Annotated in this window: 16 protein-coding genes; 10 read left to right on the top strand and 6 right to left on the bottom strand. The window is 52.6% G+C overall.

From position 1 onward, the window contains the following. Positions 1–17 precede the first annotated feature (17 nt). From fliJ to fliF, 5 genes are read right to left on the bottom strand one after another with little or no spacing between them, the layout of a single operon-like run. Positions 18–470, bottom strand: a complete 453-nt coding sequence (fliJ, locus tag HP566_RS19845; protein WP_249979022.1) for a flagellar export protein FliJ — start codon at positions 468–470, stop codon at positions 18–20. Between the two features lie 2 nt (positions 471–472). After that, a complete protein-coding gene (gene fliI, locus HP566_RS19840) occupies positions 473–1,861 on the bottom strand; it encodes a flagellar protein export ATPase FliI (RefSeq protein ID WP_249979021.1) in 1,389 nt (462 codons plus the stop codon). Between the two features lie 8 nt (positions 1,862–1,869). After that, entirely contained in the window at positions 1,870–2,628 is a 759-nt protein-coding gene (fliH, locus tag HP566_RS19835) for a flagellar assembly protein FliH (protein ID WP_249979020.1), read from the bottom strand. Continuing rightward, entirely contained in the window at positions 2,621–3,628 is a 1,008-nt protein-coding gene (fliG, locus tag HP566_RS19830) for a flagellar motor switch protein FliG (protein ID WP_249979019.1), read from the bottom strand. Before fliG ends, fliH begins: the two co-directional genes overlap by 8 nt. Beyond that, positions 3,621–5,372: a flagellar basal-body MS-ring/collar protein FliF gene (fliF, locus tag HP566_RS19825; protein ID WP_249979018.1), complete on the bottom strand. Its 1,752-nt coding sequence runs from the start codon at positions 5,370–5,372 to the stop codon at positions 3,621–3,623. The genes fliG and fliF overlap by 8 nt, the downstream gene beginning before the upstream one ends. Before the next feature lie 256 nt (positions 5,373–5,628). On the opposite strand from fliF, the gene fliE reads away from it, so the two are divergent. Beyond that, entirely contained in the window at positions 5,629–5,955 is a 327-nt protein-coding gene (fliE, locus tag HP566_RS19820) for a flagellar hook-basal body complex protein FliE (RefSeq protein ID WP_249979017.1), read from the top strand. A gap of 137 nt (positions 5,956–6,092) precedes the next feature. Here fliE and HP566_RS19815 read toward each other — a convergent pair whose 3' ends face one another. Beyond that, the gene (locus HP566_RS19815) at positions 6,093–6,452 is read right to left on the bottom strand and encodes a flagellar protein FlaG (protein WP_249979016.1); all 360 of its coding nucleotides are present in this window, start codon (positions 6,450–6,452) and stop codon (positions 6,093–6,095) included. 330 nt (positions 6,453–6,782) lie between these two features. Between HP566_RS19815 and HP566_RS19810 the strand changes: the two genes are divergently transcribed. The 9 genes from HP566_RS19810 to motB all read left to right on the top strand — a co-directional run bounded on the left by HP566_RS19810 (position 6,783) and on the right by motB (position 13,941). Further along, positions 6,783–8,474 (top strand): HD domain-containing phosphohydrolase, encoded by a 1,692-nt coding sequence (locus tag HP566_RS19810; protein WP_249979015.1) that lies wholly within the window; start codon positions 6,783–6,785, stop codon positions 8,472–8,474. Between the two features lie 180 nt (positions 8,475–8,654). After that, the gene (gene fliS / locus HP566_RS19805) at positions 8,655–9,071 is read left to right on the top strand and encodes a flagellar export chaperone FliS (protein WP_249979014.1); all 417 of its coding nucleotides are present in this window, start codon (positions 8,655–8,657) and stop codon (positions 9,069–9,071) included. An 8-nt stretch (positions 9,072–9,079) separates the two neighbouring features. Continuing rightward, on the top strand, positions 9,080–9,487 hold the full coding sequence (fliT, locus tag HP566_RS19800; protein ID WP_249979013.1) for a flagellar protein FliT: 408 nt from the start codon (positions 9,080–9,082) through the stop codon (positions 9,485–9,487). Further along, positions 9,484–10,692, top strand: coding sequence for a flagellar hook-length control protein FliK (locus tag HP566_RS19795; RefSeq protein WP_249979012.1), 1,209 nt, complete (start codon positions 9,484–9,486; stop codon positions 10,690–10,692). The genes fliT and HP566_RS19795 overlap by 4 nt, the downstream gene beginning before the upstream one ends. After that, positions 10,676–10,969, top strand: coding sequence for an EscU/YscU/HrcU family type III secretion system export apparatus switch protein (locus HP566_RS19790; RefSeq protein WP_249979011.1), 294 nt, complete (start codon positions 10,676–10,678; stop codon positions 10,967–10,969). The genes HP566_RS19795 and HP566_RS19790 overlap by 17 nt, the downstream gene beginning before the upstream one ends. Before the next feature lie 103 nt (positions 10,970–11,072). After that, positions 11,073–11,405: a flagellar transcriptional regulator FlhD gene (gene flhD / locus HP566_RS19785; protein WP_249979010.1), complete on the top strand. Its 333-nt coding sequence runs from the start codon at positions 11,073–11,075 to the stop codon at positions 11,403–11,405. After that, complete coding sequence (gene flhC, locus HP566_RS19780) at positions 11,402–11,926, top strand: flagellar transcriptional regulator FlhC (protein ID WP_249979009.1); 525 nt, start codon at positions 11,402–11,404, stop codon at positions 11,924–11,926. Before flhD ends, flhC begins: the two co-directional genes overlap by 4 nt. 228 nt (positions 11,927–12,154) lie before the next feature. Beyond that, positions 12,155–13,024, top strand: coding sequence for a flagellar motor stator protein MotA (motA, locus tag HP566_RS19775; protein ID WP_249979008.1), 870 nt, complete (start codon positions 12,155–12,157; stop codon positions 13,022–13,024). After that, positions 13,021–13,941, top strand: a complete 921-nt coding sequence (gene motB / locus HP566_RS19770) for a flagellar motor protein MotB (RefSeq protein WP_249979007.1) — start codon at positions 13,021–13,023, stop codon at positions 13,939–13,941. The genes motA and motB overlap by 4 nt, the downstream gene beginning before the upstream one ends. Positions 13,942–13,960: the final 19 nt, after the last annotated feature.

The raw sequence follows: 13,960 nt of genomic DNA, 5'->3' as shown, positions 1-13,960 counted from the left end.
AGTTCCCCGGCGCGACGCTAATTCGGTTTATCAGTCGATTGGCGAGCCAGACGGCTGGTGACAAACTCATCACTGGCTTTTTGCTCATGACGCTCTTGGCGGCGGTGCTCCTCTAATAACCGGCGCGATGCCAGTGTATCGTAGGAAGAGAGTTTACGCTGCTCTTGTTGCCAATGTTGCTGGCTTTGCTGTACGCGTTTCTGTTGGGCGGCCAGCGCTTGTCGGGCGCGGCTAAGCGCAGCATCAAGCGAGGCTAGAAACTGCTGATAGTTATACATTGTAGCGGGGTCGATACCATCACGCATTGCCTGCTGTAAACGTTCAGCATACTCTGCGCGATATCGGTTGAGCGATTGTAGTTGCGCTTCTGTCTGCTGCTGGGTTTGGCGCTCTTCCGCCAGCAGTTTGCCTGCTTGATCTCTGGCATCGCGGGCTAAGCCGGTCAGCATATCGAGCTGTGAATGACTCATTGTTAGCCTCCCACTACTGCGTACAGTGCTTGGAGTGAATCTTCAAACGATGCACATTCATCAATATTTTGTTGAAGGAAACGCTCCAGCTCAGGAAAACGATTAACCGCCTCATCCAGCCTTGGGTCGTGCCCAGGGCTATAGGCACCTACACTAATGAGGTCACGATTGCGCTGGTAGCGTGAAAAAAGCTGTTTAAAGGTGCGCGCTGCCTGCAGTTGCTCCGGTGTTGCTATGGCCGTTATTGCCCGGCTGATTGATGCCTCAATATCGATGGCGGGATAGTGACCCGCCTCAGCAAGATTACGTGATAACACAATATGACCGTCTAGAATTGCCCTCGCGGAGTCCGCAATAGGATCTTGCTGATCATCGCCTTCGGTCAGCACCGTGTAAAAAGCAGTGATGGAGCCGCCTCCTCGCTCTGCATTACCTGCTCGCTCGACCAGGCTGGGTAGCTTGGCAAACACGGAGGGTGGATAACCTTTTGTGGCGGGTGGTTCGCCAATTGCGAGGGCAATTTCACGTTGTGCCATGGCATAGCGGGTTAATGAGTCCATGATGAGTAACACATTGCGACCAGCATCACGGAACCCTTCCGCGAGGCGCGTTGCATAAGCTGCCCCCTGAAGACGTTGGAGTGGTGAGGTGTCTGCCGGTGCCGCCACAACAACCGAGCGTCTTCGACCTTCCGATCCTAATATATTATCAATAAAATCCTGTACTTCTCGGCCCCGTTCGCCAATCAGGCCCACCACGATCACATCCGCCTGAGTATAGCGCGCCATCATTCCCAGCAAAACGGATTTACCGACTCCTGAGCCTGCAAACAGCCCCATACGTTGCCCCCGGCCAACACTCAGCAGTGCATTAATAGCCCGGATACCAACATCGATCTGTACGTCAATCGGCGCGCGGGACAGAGGGTTTAAAGGCGTTGCCTTAAGGGTTGCCCGTGGTACCTCATCAATACTTTCCCGGTCATCAAGCGGGAGGCCATTGCCATCCAGCACCCGACCCAGTAACTCATCGCCAATAGGAAAGCGGCGAGCGCTATGGCCCTTACCATCAGTGAGGGGGGATACTCTGGCACCTGGCATTAACCCTGAGATCTCTTCCAGTGGCATAAGGAACAGTTTATCGCCAGAAAAGCCCACGACTTCCGCCTCTGCATGCCGGTCACTGTCATTTAGCCGTCCATCTGCTCCTGGCAATTCGATACGGCACGTACTTCCCACGGCTACCCGTAATCCCACCACCTCAATCACCATACCAGTCGCACGAATGACTCGGCCACTTTTCCGGTGATGGGGCAGGCAACTGACGCGTTGTGTCGTGCGATGCAGTGCTTTACGCCAGCGGTGTTGGTGTGGGCAGGTTGCGTTGCTCATTGCATTACCTACGAAGAAGGCGAAGTGTTGCTGCTATGATGTCGCTTACGCAGTTGGGCACAGACAGTCTGCCAGCGGCTTTCAAACGTAGCATCCAGTTCGCCCTGGGCGCTGGTAACACGGCAGCCACCACGGGCTAACTGGTCGTCAGGCTGGAGCGTCCAGTTGGCGGCGCTAAGCTCGCTGCCCATGTGCTCTTGTACCAGTTCATGGTCTTTTGGGTTTAACCATAAGCGCTGCTGCCCAACCAGTGGTGGCTCGGTATGCAGAAGGTCGCGCACAATGTCCAGAATTTGCTCCGGGCTTTCCTGGATAGCTTTGGCTGCCAACTGCTTGCCCGTGGCAAGAGCAAGCTCAACCAGGTCGTGGGCAACAGTGTCATCAATTCTTTCCAGTGCATCCGAGAACTGTTTCGCTAATGAGTGCAGCGGCGCGACGGTTTGGCGAACTTGCTGTTTAAGCTCTTCTTCTGCCTGGGCATGACCCTCTTTAAGGCCTTGTTCAAGGCCCTCCTGGTGCCCGCGGGCCAGGCCTGCCTGATAACCCTCTTCTTCTGCTTGCTGACGAATACGCTCATAAAGCGCTTGGCGCTCCTGTTGCTCACGCTGGCGTGCCTGTTCAGCAGCGCGTTGCGCGGCAGCCACTTTGCGCTGTTGGGCAGAGGGTGCGCCTGAGTGAGGGCTAGCGCTGTCTGCCGCCAGCTCATCCATCTGCCAGCGCCGCCAGTTGCCATGACGGTCAAATTCAGGTGCATGAGTATTAGACATACTCATCGTCTCCACCCGCCAGGACAATTTCACCAGAATCCGCTAAGCGGCGAACCACCTGCAAAATGGCTTTTTGCTCTGTTTCCACCTGAGAAACCCGTATAGGACCCCGGGCTTCCATATCTTCGCGTACAAGATCCGCTGCCCGTTGAGACATATTACGTAGGAATTTGTCGACCAGAGCATCCTGGGCACCTTTGAGTGCCACCACCAGAGAGTTGGTCTCAACTTCTTGAAGCACCATTTGAATCGCGCGGTTGTCCAGATCGAGCAGATTCTCGAACAGGAACATTTCGTCGATAATTTTTTGGGCAAGATCTTCGCTGTGAGAGCGAACGGTTTCGATGGCCACTTCTTCCTGAGCAGAGTTCATCAGGTTGAGAATTTCGGCAGCCGTTCTTACGCCGCCCATTTTGCTGCGCTTGAGGTTCTGGCCATCCAGCATACTGGTAAGCACTTCGGTGAGCTCTTGCAGTGCTGCTGGCTGAACACCACTAAAGGTTGCAATACGCAACACCACGTCGTTACGTAGTTTTTCCTCAAACAGCTCAAGAATATCCGCAGCCTGATGTCTGTCCAGATGTACCAGAATAGTCGCAATGATCTGCGGGTGCTCATCACGAATCAGTTCCGATACCATGGACGCTTCCATCAGGTTCAGGGTGTCGATACCTGAGTTCCCACCTGTGCTTTCAAGAATATCTTCAATAAGACTGGTAGCGCGTTCGCTGCCAAGTGCCTTGGTAAGCACGGAGCGAATATGTTCGCTTGAGTTGAGGTTAAGGGCCACAAACTCTTCTGTCTCTTGATGGAATGCCTCCAGTACGGCTTTCATATCTTCATGAGATACTTGATGCAGGCGCGCCATTTCCATACTGATTTCTTGCACTTCATTGGCGCTGAGAAACTTAAACACCTCCGCGGCGCTATCCTCATCAAGAGCAAGCAGGAGAATGGCGCTTTTACGGGCGCCGGTCATTTCGGCAATCAGGCTACTCATTTGCATTCATCCAGCTGCGAATAATCATCGCGACCATACGGGGGTCCTCCTGAGCCATTTCCCGTAAATCGTTAAGATTGTGTTCGTATAAAGACGTCTTACGTCGCCGCGTGGGTTTGCTGCTATAAGTATCCTCTTCCTCAACAGAGTCTGCGACTTCCTGATCATCCTCTTCGCCGCCGATCTGAGTGCTGAAAGTGCCGCCAGGCATAGCCGTTGCCAGGGCAGGAGGCTGTGTGTAGCGCTTGATAAGTGGGCGCAGAATCAGCAAGTAAAGCAGTAGTGTTGCAATCGCCACGACTAGGTAGCGCCCCAGTGTTGACGCAATGGACAGTGTATCGGGCTGTTGCCACCAAGCGGGTTCTGAGCTGTCATCGTCTATGCTGGCAAAAGGCGTATTAACAACTTCAACCTGGTCACCCCGCGCTTGGGAGAAGCCCATGGCTTGCTGTACCAGGCGCTCTAGCTGCGCGACCTCTTCATCAGTGAGGGCAACTTGCTCAATTTCGCCTTCGTCATTGATAATACGACGGAAATTGACGACGACGGCTGCAGATAAGCGCTGAATCTGCCCAAGCCTATGTTGGATGTGCTCAATACTGCGGTCAACCTCGTAGTTAATAACATCATCCTGGCGCAGGTTACGTAGTGCGTTATCGGGTACCTCTGTGTCTCCATCCTCCGTCTCTTCCTGATTAATAGGGGAGGGGGCCGCGCCTGGGGGGGTATTACTCAAAGCCCCGGGTATACCGGTTGCCAGTGGGTCTTCGCCATCGAATGCAAGGCTTAGCTGGCGGCTGCGCACAGAGGATTCATTCGGTGCCTGATTAGGGCCGTAGCGTTCAGAGGTTTGTTCACGACGGGAAAAATCGATTTGGGCTGCGACCTGTGCACGAACATTTTCACTGCCCAAAATGGGCGAAAGAATGTTCTCTATACGGCGCTGGTAAGAGCGCTCTACCTCGGCTATATACTCTAATTGAGTGCCATCCAGATCATTGCCCTGACGGGACTTGACAGAAAGCAATCGACCATTTTGATCGACGACGGTGACATCTTCGACAGAGAGTTCAGGAACGCTACTTGAAACCATATGTACAATAGCGCTGACTTGACCTTCACCCAATATCCGGCCAGGTAAGAGTGTCAGTACCACAGATGCCTTGGCAGGCTCACGGTCGCGGATAAAGACAGAAGGCTTGGCCATTGAAAGGTGGACACGCACCCTTTCAACCGGGCCTAGGGATTCGATAGAACGCGCCAGCTCGCCTTCCAGGCCACGCTGGAAGTTCACCTGCTCCGCAAACTGGCTGATACCGAAGGCCTGATTATCCATCAGCTCAAGGCCAAGATTGCCACCGCGAGGTAATCCCTGTTCGGCAAGTTGCAGCCTAAGCATATGTACCTGATTGCTTGGCACTAAAAGTGCCTGTCCGCCCTCGCTGAACTGGTAAGGAATGCCTCGGTTATCCAGTTCGGTGATGATGCGCCCGCCATCGGCCTCGCTTAGATTGCTATAAAGAACGCGATATTCCGGGCTACTGGCCCACATGAATAGGGCTGCAATAATTGCGATGGAAGCAGCTGCAGCGATCAAAAGCACCACTAATGGATTGCCACGCAGCTGTTGAAGCACGCGCTCAATCGTCAAGGTGCTTTTTGAGTCACTGTCTGTTGTGCCACTGCGTGGGGCTTTTGGGGGCGTACTGTTCTGACGGCCTGCCGTAGCACCAGTTTCACTCATGCGCTCCTCCAGGAGAACAGGCAAAACCGATGTCGGCCCAGGCGCATCACCAAAGAAGGCATAGGCTATATCCGTCAATCGCGGTTATCCGCAGAAAAAATAAAGCGGAATTGTGATGAAGATCATTATCCCGGCGGACGTCGACCATAAATGAACGAAAAGCTTGGCTTTTCGTGTCTATTTGTTCGTATGAGTCTTGTGCAACCAGTGGTAGGCTGTTGGTATTATTTTACTTTTATGCGAATGAGGCATGCGTATGAGTTCACCTTCCATACAGTCAGCGCTGCAGCAAATGCAGGGCTTGGCATCCCAGGCGGCTCAGCCTGCTAAAGGCGAGCATGTCTCTACCACTGTTGGTCAAAGTGGCTTTGGTAGTGAGCTTCAGGCCTCAATTCAACGTATTAACCGCTTGCAGCAAACAGCGAATTCGAAAGCGATGGCATTTCAGGCGGGAGAGCCTAACGTCGAGTTAAATGACGTGATGGTGGATATGCAGAAAGCGAGCGTTGCCTTTCAGATGGGCCTGCAAGTGCGCAATCGCCTGGTTACTGCGTATCGTGATGTCATGAATATGCAGGTGTAACTTTCGCGAGCGTGTTACTCCGCGTGGAGTGGATCTCATGCATGAGAGTGGCGAACGCTAGCGGAATTCATCACTTGCTTTCCTGCTGAGTGTGGGGTGCTTTTAAGCGTTCGCTCGCAATTGACTGTTTATTTTGATTATGCCTCCAGCGAGATCAAGCGACCCTGTATTTCTTCTAACCGTTCGGCGACCAGCAATACCTCTTCTGCTGGTATTTGGCGAATGACATCTCCTGTTTCCCGATCAATTACCCTGGTAATAATGCGTGCGGATTGTTCGCTGATATCAAACTCAAGGCCGCGGGGGCGCAAAACGTCATTAATACGCTGTACTGGCTCAACAAGTTCCGCTTGCGTTATTGCGCTGTTGGAAGGCGCCGGTTGTTCCTCTGTCACTAAGAGATTGAGTTTGTTCTCAAGCTCCTGGCGTAAGGAGAGAGTTGTTGGCGAAGATGTTGGCAGCGTTGTAGATGTGCTGTCTATTGGCAGTGGGCCCATAAATGACGTTCCTCCAAAGATAAGCCTGATGGCTAGGTAGCGTAGCAGGGTGCAAAGGCATAGAGACCGACAAGTGCTTGGACATGGAAAGGGGGTCTCTCCATAGCTATCGGCGGATGCATGACAAACTTTATTTTTTGCTTTCTTGGATGGACTCTATAACTATAGCAGCAGTATCGCCAGGGCGATGCTGTATCGCTTCAATGATAAATAAAAAGAACAGCGTGATTAGGTCTGCGGGTGTAACGGCTTGTGATAAGCACTTAGTATGCTCTGACGCTTTGTGGTAGGCGTCATACAATAACTGTGGTAGGGGACAGAGAGGCGAGCATGTCAGTCCAGCAAGGTGAATATGAACGCGTTACTAGCCCCGTGGCAATCAGTACTCTTTTGAGGGTCATGATTGAGAGTGGTGGGGTGTCGCTTTGTTTGGCATCCATGGAGGGGCGTCCAGAACCTGTTGTATTGATGGAGCAGTACGAAGGGGAAACCCTTGTGATGGATTTATCTTCTGTCAACTATCTTTTGAGTCGCCTGCAGCAGGGAGAGCAGTTTTTTTTACGTGGTCAGTCGCAGGGCAAAGTTGTGCGCACGTCGCTACTCTCTTTGACAGAAACGCGCCGCTCGGGTGGGCGCTTTCTATGTTGTAGTGACTATCCTGTTTCTGTCGATGTGTTGCAGCGGCGTGAGTCGTTTCGAGCAGAGCTGCGTATGGGAATGGTGGTTTCCACTGCAGTTTTTAGCGAAAGCGATAAAAGTATTTCAGGTGAACTGCGCGATCTTTCCCAGAATGGCTGCCAGATTGAGCTGCCCTTGATGGCAAGTGGCGTCCTTGCTGAGGCGGATCAGCCGCTGAAACTGGCGTTTACCTTTCCTAACGGCACTTACTTTGAATTGAGTGGGGTAGCCCGTCACCAAAAGATGGATCCTGAGCGACACCTTCTGCGCGTTGGGTTTCAGTTTGTTAATGGTACTGTCGAGCAGGCGCGGCAGATCTGGTACTTCGTGTGTGAAATAGAGCGCGAAGCAGCACGCTATAAAAAAGAAACGCAAGATGACCGACACTCCTCACCGCTTTTTGAGCAGCCTGGCAAGCGAGCCGCTGACACTGAGCGCTTGGGGCGCCGCGATATAAGGCGATACGCAACTTCCATGGCGCGGCGCCTTGTGAAGGTAGCGGCTTACTTGGATGCTCAGTTGCTGTTGCTACAGCAGGGTGGCGATATTGATTCGCGACAGCTTTCGCGTAACGCAGACCGGTTGCTGGCTCTCCACGAAGAAGATCGCCAGGCATTGCTGTTTGCAACGCGCTGTCTGGCGCCGGAGCCTCTGCTGGTACGCCACGGCATTGCGGTTGCAGTGCACTTGCTTGATCTGGTGGGAGATAATATGCCCCATGATGTTCGAAAAGCAATTGTGGCGAGTGGCCTGATACATGATTTAGGTAAAGCACTTGTCCCTCAAGTGATCTTTAAAGCCCCTGATTTTGAGGCCAGCCATCGTCAAGCGATGAGCGAGCATGTGACATTGCTTATGAGTCGGCTGCAAGGGTGCCAATGGCTCTCTGCCACGATTGTCCAGGCGGTTATCGGTGGAATAAACGAGCGATTGGATGGCAGTGGTTATCCAGCAGGTTTAACGGGGAGCGATATTAACGAGCTGGCTAAAGCCAGTGCAATTGTCGATGTAGTAGAGGCGATGCGCCGCGACCGCGTAGATCGACCGGCAAGAACCATTCAGCAGATTTATCGGCATTTGCTGAGCCATTCCCATCAACTTGACCCGCGTTGGATCAAGCGTTATATCGAGCATTTTAAAGCACTGCCGGTAGGTTCGCTTGCTCACTTTTCGAGCGCACAGTTAGCCTGGGTAGTGCGTCTTGACGGCACTGGAGCTCCGTCTGAGGTAGTGCTTACGGAGCGGGCTGAGCCGCCTATGCGTGATACGCTGGGTGCGACCGTAAGCGGCGATGTTTTTGAGCGCTTGGGGAGGCCTATCAAGGAAGTGGCTGTGTCTACGTAGGAGGCAGTGAGTTGGGAAGGCATTTTTTCTCCATGAAAGCGTATGCAAACGTTAAAGTCTGCTTCTCAGGCGCCGATATACATGGGTAGCTGAGCTTACAAAGCTCATTTTTGAATCGAAAACAGCATGTGTTGGCTGTGCTGCCTCAGCTGTTGTTTTATCACTGAAGGATGCCCGCTTATGACATACTCTCGCGGTAGCGCAGCCTATGGACGAGGTGCCAAGGCCTATGCGCGTGTTGGCGTAGAAAGTGGCGTTATGTCGGCTGACCCTCACCAGCTCATTGTTATGCTATTTGATGGTGCCCAGGCGGCCGTCCGTGCAGCGCGTATACATATGCAGGCAGGCCATACTGCCGAGAAAGGCAAGTCGATTTCAAAAGCGCTGGATATTATCAATAATGGCCTGGCAGCGGCGCTTGACCAGGAAAAAGGTGGGGCGATTGCCGAACGACTCGCTTCACTTTATGACTACATTGCTCGCTTATTATTAACCGCTAATCTGCGCAATGACGAAGAGAGTCTGGATCAGGCAGAGCGGCTTCTGGAAGATATCGCCTCTGCATGGCGTGAAATCGGTCAACAGCAAAGTGCGTGAGGCAATACATGTCGGCTTCTGAAACTGCCCGTGAGAAGGCCCAGCAAACGCTGTTGGAGGCATACGCTAAGTTACTCGCTCGTGCTACACATATGCATGAGCTGGCCAAAGCAGAGCAGTGGGCAGAACTCATTGAGCAGCGCACCCAGTATGTAATGCTGGTCGAGGAGCTTCGCGAGCTGGACACGCTTGTGGAGCTGGATACTAGCGGCAGAAAGGGTAAGTCTGACCTGCTTGAGAGTATTCTGGAGCACGATGTGGAGATTCGACGGTGTTTGGTGGCAAGGCGCGATGAACTGGGCAAGTTGATTGGTGTTTCGCAGCGGCAGCGTGACTTGTATCGTGCTTATGCGCCCCAGCAGGGGAATTATGAAATGTTCAATGTGAACGGTTCCCCTGATGAGGGGGCTACGTGAGTGGCATTACGCCGCTTATCGACACCCTCTTGCATCAGGTGCTTGGGCGTCAGGGGGAGGTGTCTTTACAGCGTTCCCTGAATGCGCCCATACAGCCAATCCCTCCTGGTGAAGGGCCTCGAGCGCTACAGGGTGATGCTAAGCTGGATGGGCGCCCAATGGCGCTGCCGTTAGACGACTTAAAGCGCTTACCACCCTCCCCTGACGGGCAGCGATTGCCTTCGCAAGGCGGCCAGAACGGAGAGGCTCCTGGTTCAACACAAACTCATTTTAGTCCCGCCGCACGCACTATTGCAGACGTTTTGCTGCGCTTTCCTGCACCACCCGCCGTTTTACGCCCTGAAGTGCCGCTGATGAGTCATCAGGACGCGCCTTCTTCCTCTATTCTTGCCAGTCGCCTGGAAGCCAGTATCCGAGATAGCGGACTCTTTTACGAATCCCATTTAAAGCGTTGGTTCCAGGGTGATGCGTCGCGCCAACAGCTGTTGCGCGAGCCGCAAATGCAACCAGGCCCCAGGCCCTTGTTGCCCCCCAGTGCGATCTCAACTGCTGTATCTCTCACTCCCGCTTCGCCATCCGCTTCTGCTGTTGGCAACATGTCAATTTTGCCCAATACGCTGCTGGTGCCCGTCACCAGCGACAGGCCGGTACCCGAACGCACTGGAGGGGGAGCTGGCAATATGTCAAATACGAATACCTCGCCACTTGCGGAAGTGCGAGCATCAGGGCAGGCAAGTGTTGAGCTTAACGGAGCGCGTGAACTGGCCGAAGTAGCTGCTATGCGAGGACGGCGTGAAGTTGTTCATGAAAATTTACAAAGTCTGGTGCGTCAGCAGCTTGAGATGTTGGTAATGCCGGTCATACGCTGGGAAGGTGATGTGTGGGCTGGTATTTTTCTGGCGCTAGTCATTAACTTGCCTGCCCGGGAAGAGGGGCGGGAAGATGGCAATGACGCGGATTCCGAGCGAGGGTGGTACTCTGAAATGCAGCTAGAAGTACCCAATGTCGGGGCTTTTAGTGTTTCTGTAAGGCTTTATCAGTCAGTGCTAAATATTGATCTGGCGACAGATAGCCTGTTTACACATGGGCAGCTAGAGCAGGGGCTGGGCGCTCTTGAGCAGCGCTTGAGTGCTTTAGATTTTCGTAAAGTACAGTTAAGGGTCAGGCATGTGGCACTGGAGGAGCATCATGACGGTGTCGGATGAGCGTCGCCGCCAAGCTGTCGCACTTGCCTATCAGGAGGGGGAGCGGGCGCCCCGTGTCGTGGCTAAAGGTTATGGGGAGTTAGCGGAGCGCATCATGGCGGAAGCTCAGCGCCAGGGAATTTATGTGCATGATGCTCCTGAACTGGTGGCTTTGCTCATGCAATTGGATCTAGATGATGAAATCCCTGCCAGTTTGTACCAGGTAGTCGCTGAGCTGCTGGTTTGGGTATTTGAGCTATCGGTGGATGGGCTGAATCAGCGTGAAAAGCTCAAGTAGCCAATGCATACGTTGTATGCAACCATGATGCTGGGTAAAAAAGTCATCAATGGCGTCAGTACAATGGTCACAAAGTAGCGCCTGTGCCGTTCAATGGGAAACTATGAGTCAAACAAGCTTTCTCGATGAAATTCAAGAAATTAATTTGGCGTTTCTACTTCTCGCCCAGCGTCTGCTTAGTGAAGATCGTGAGGCGGCCATGTTTCGCTTGAAAATTGATAGCGAACTTGCAGATTTGCTCGCCTCACTCAATGCACGGCAACTGACGAAGCTTGCGCGTACCAATCAGTTGGTATGTCGGTTTAGCCAAGCCAGTGGTCAACGACTGCGACAAATCATGGAAAATCCCAGGGATCAGGGGCTTTCAGGATTGCACGCATCGCTGTTATCAGCTTGCGAGCAGTTCGAGACATTACCAACAGGAGAGGCGGAGTGAGCCAGAAGAGCTTGGTTGATGAAATGCACCAAGTACAGCTGGCAATTGAGCTGATTGAATTAGGTGCGCGTTTACAGGTACTGGAGACTGAAACGGATTTAAGCCGCACTCGCCTAATTAAGCTTTATAAAGAGGTGAGGGGCATGTCGCCACCAAAAGGTATGTTGCCTTTTTCGACCGACTGGTTTGTTACCTGGCTGCCGAATGTGCACTCATCACTTTTTTATAATATTTATGCAAGTTTACAAAAGGATACCAGCTGCGAGCGTATTGATGCGTTTGTAAAGGCGTACCGCCTGTATGAAGAACAGATATCGCTTGAGGGTGTGGAGCCGGTGCTGGGCCTGACACGCGCATGGACATTAGTGCGCTTTTTTGAAAGTGATCTGCTGCAGCTTAACGCGTGCACACGCTGTGGAGGGCGTTTTGTAGCACATGCGCATAGCCCCATGCATGACTATGTGTGTGGCATCTGCCAACCGCCTTCGCGTGCAGGGAAGACACGTAAAGCACAGCGCTGAACCCTTGCAATTGTCGCACTCGCTTCGGGTAGGCACAGAATCAATAAAATAATCTTTTTAACGCATAGATAACGTTAAAAGGCGGCGGTACTTTTCAATTAAACACTGCCTACGCCTTAGTATGATATTGCTAAGCTGCGTTTGGGATGGGGCTTTCCTGTGTCTTCATAATGAAGCAGAGGGTGAAGTTCCGTTGATAAAAAAACTGATATCGCAAGGACACTGCTTGTGCTGATTCCCTTAGGTTATGTCGTCGTACTGCTATCTGTGTTCGGCGGATTTGTACTGGCAGGCGGCAGTTTGGGTCCGCTATTCCAGCCAACAGAGCTGTTGATGATTGGCGGTGCTGGGGTAGGGGCGTTTATTGCAGCCAATAATGGTAAAGCGATTAAAGCAACCTTTAAAATATTACCCAAGCTTAAGCGGACTAAGAAATATAACAAAGCGCTATATATGGAACTGATGGCGCTTCAGTACAAGCTGCTGTCGAAAATTCGTCGCGAAGGTATGCTGGGCATTGAGCGTGACATCGACAACCCCCAAGACAGCTCCCTGTTCCAGGAACACCCGACGGTTTTATCTGATCCCCACATTATGGATTTCCTGACCGACTACCTGCGGCTGATGGTGAGCGGTGGCATGGAGCCCATGGAAATTGATGAGTTGATGCTGCATGAAATTGAAGCGTTTGAGCAGGAGGCTCATATCCCTATTGATGCGATAGCAAAGGTGGGTGATGCGATGCCTGCATTTGGTATTGTCGCAGCGGTAATGGGGGTGGTGAAGGCACTGACATACGCTGATGCAGGTCCAGATCAAATGGGCGAGATGATCGCCCATGCGTTGGTAGGTACCTTTCTGGGGATTTTGATGGGCTACGGATTCATTAGCCCTATTGCCAGCTATGCGGATCGCCAGGCCAAGGAAGCAGAAAAGATGCTCCAGTGCATCCGCGTCACTCTTCTGGCGAGCTTACATGGCTATGCGCCTCAGCTAGCTGTGGAGTTCGGACGTAAAGCACTGCATACCGCTGAGCGGCCAAGCTTTTCAGAGCTGGAAGAGTACGTGCGCGGTGCAAAAAAGGCCGATAATGCATGAGTAAAGGCAGTGATAAGCGCCCAATAATAATACGGCGCAAAAAAGTGGTCCATGCCCATCATGGTGGCGCATGGAAAATTGCATTGGCTGACTTTATGACAGCGCTAATGGCGCTGTTCCTGGTGTTGTGGATTTTGAGCGCGGCGAGTGACGAGCAGCGCCGTGGTGTAGCCGAGTATTTCAGCACGCCGCTGATCACTGCGGTTACCGGTGGCGATCAATCCGGGAGCACCAGAGTCATTCCAGGTGGTGGTGCTGACCCGACCCACAGCGAAGGTGAACGTGCACGGATAGATATATCGCAGCATACGCGTCCAAGTATGCAAGAGCGGCGATTCTTTACTGATTTACAGGCACGCATAGAAGGTGCTATTGAGATGGATCCAGAGTTGCGCCAGTTACGTAATCAAATGCGGTTTGACCTTACCCGCGAAGGATTACGCATTCAGTTGCTGGATACGGATCAGCGTCCGATGTTCGAGCTTGGCAGTGACCAGGTGGCGCCCTATATGCGCAACTTGCTGAGGACGATGGCCCCTTTGTTGAACGAGCTACCCAATGACTTAAGCATCAGTGGACATACTGATAGCGTTCCCTATGCGGGCGGGTATCGGGGTTACAGCAACTGGGAACTCTCCAATGACCGTGCCAATGCATCGCGTCGGGAGTTGGTGGCGGGAGGACTTGATCCAGGTCAGCTATTGCGCGTATCAGGCTTTGCTGACCGTGTCTTGCTACCTGACACTCCCCCCACTGACCCTATTAATCGACGTATTGAGCTTGTTGTCCTACTGCCGGAAATTGCCGCTGCAATACGTAACCCAGGGACTCTTGGCGCTGATGACCAATCGCCCGACGACGAAGCGTTAGAAGAGGCTTTACCACAAACTATGCCACAGGCCGACGTAGTCGAATGAGCAAGGCTTGTCACTAAAA

Source organism: Vreelandella olivaria (assembly GCF_023507745.1).
Classification (GTDB): Bacteria; Pseudomonadota; Gammaproteobacteria; order Pseudomonadales; family Halomonadaceae; genus Vreelandella; species Vreelandella olivaria_A.
Note: the sequence above shows the minus strand (reverse complement) of the source record. Positions and strands in the feature narration are given on the sequence as shown.

Excerpts from the sequence above, each read along its gene's own strand:
- motB (WP_249979007.1), top strand. The coding sequence starts at position 13,021 with ATGAGTAAAGGCAGTGATAAGCGCCCAATAATAATACGGCGCAAAAAA.
- fliI (WP_249979021.1), bottom strand. The coding sequence starts at position 1,861 with ATGAGCAACGCAACCTGCCCACACCAACACCGCTGGCGTAAAGCACTG.
- fliF (WP_249979018.1), bottom strand. The coding sequence starts at position 5,372 with ATGAGTGAAACTGGTGCTACGGCAGGCCGTCAGAACAGTACGCCCCCA.
- HP566_RS19815 (WP_249979016.1), bottom strand. The coding sequence starts at position 6,452 with ATGGGCCCACTGCCAATAGACAGCACATCTACAACGCTGCCAACATCT.
- fliE (WP_249979017.1), top strand. The coding sequence starts at position 5,629 with ATGAGTTCACCTTCCATACAGTCAGCGCTGCAGCAAATGCAGGGCTTG.
- fliG (WP_249979019.1), bottom strand. The coding sequence starts at position 3,628 with ATGAGTAGCCTGATTGCCGAAATGACCGGCGCCCGTAAAAGCGCCATT.
- fliH (WP_249979020.1), bottom strand. The coding sequence starts at position 2,628 with ATGTCTAATACTCATGCACCTGAATTTGACCGTCATGGCAACTGGCGG.
- HP566_RS19790 (WP_249979011.1), top strand. The coding sequence starts at position 10,676 with ATGACGGTGTCGGATGAGCGTCGCCGCCAAGCTGTCGCACTTGCCTAT.
- flhD (WP_249979010.1), top strand. The coding sequence starts at position 11,073 with ATGAGTCAAACAAGCTTTCTCGATGAAATTCAAGAAATTAATTTGGCG.
- fliT (WP_249979013.1), top strand. The coding sequence starts at position 9,080 with ATGTCGGCTTCTGAAACTGCCCGTGAGAAGGCCCAGCAAACGCTGTTG.
- fliS (WP_249979014.1), top strand. The coding sequence starts at position 8,655 with ATGACATACTCTCGCGGTAGCGCAGCCTATGGACGAGGTGCCAAGGCC.
- HP566_RS19810 (WP_249979015.1), top strand. The coding sequence starts at position 6,783 with ATGTCAGTCCAGCAAGGTGAATATGAACGCGTTACTAGCCCCGTGGCA.
- fliJ (WP_249979022.1), bottom strand. The coding sequence starts at position 470 with ATGAGTCATTCACAGCTCGATATGCTGACCGGCTTAGCCCGCGATGCC.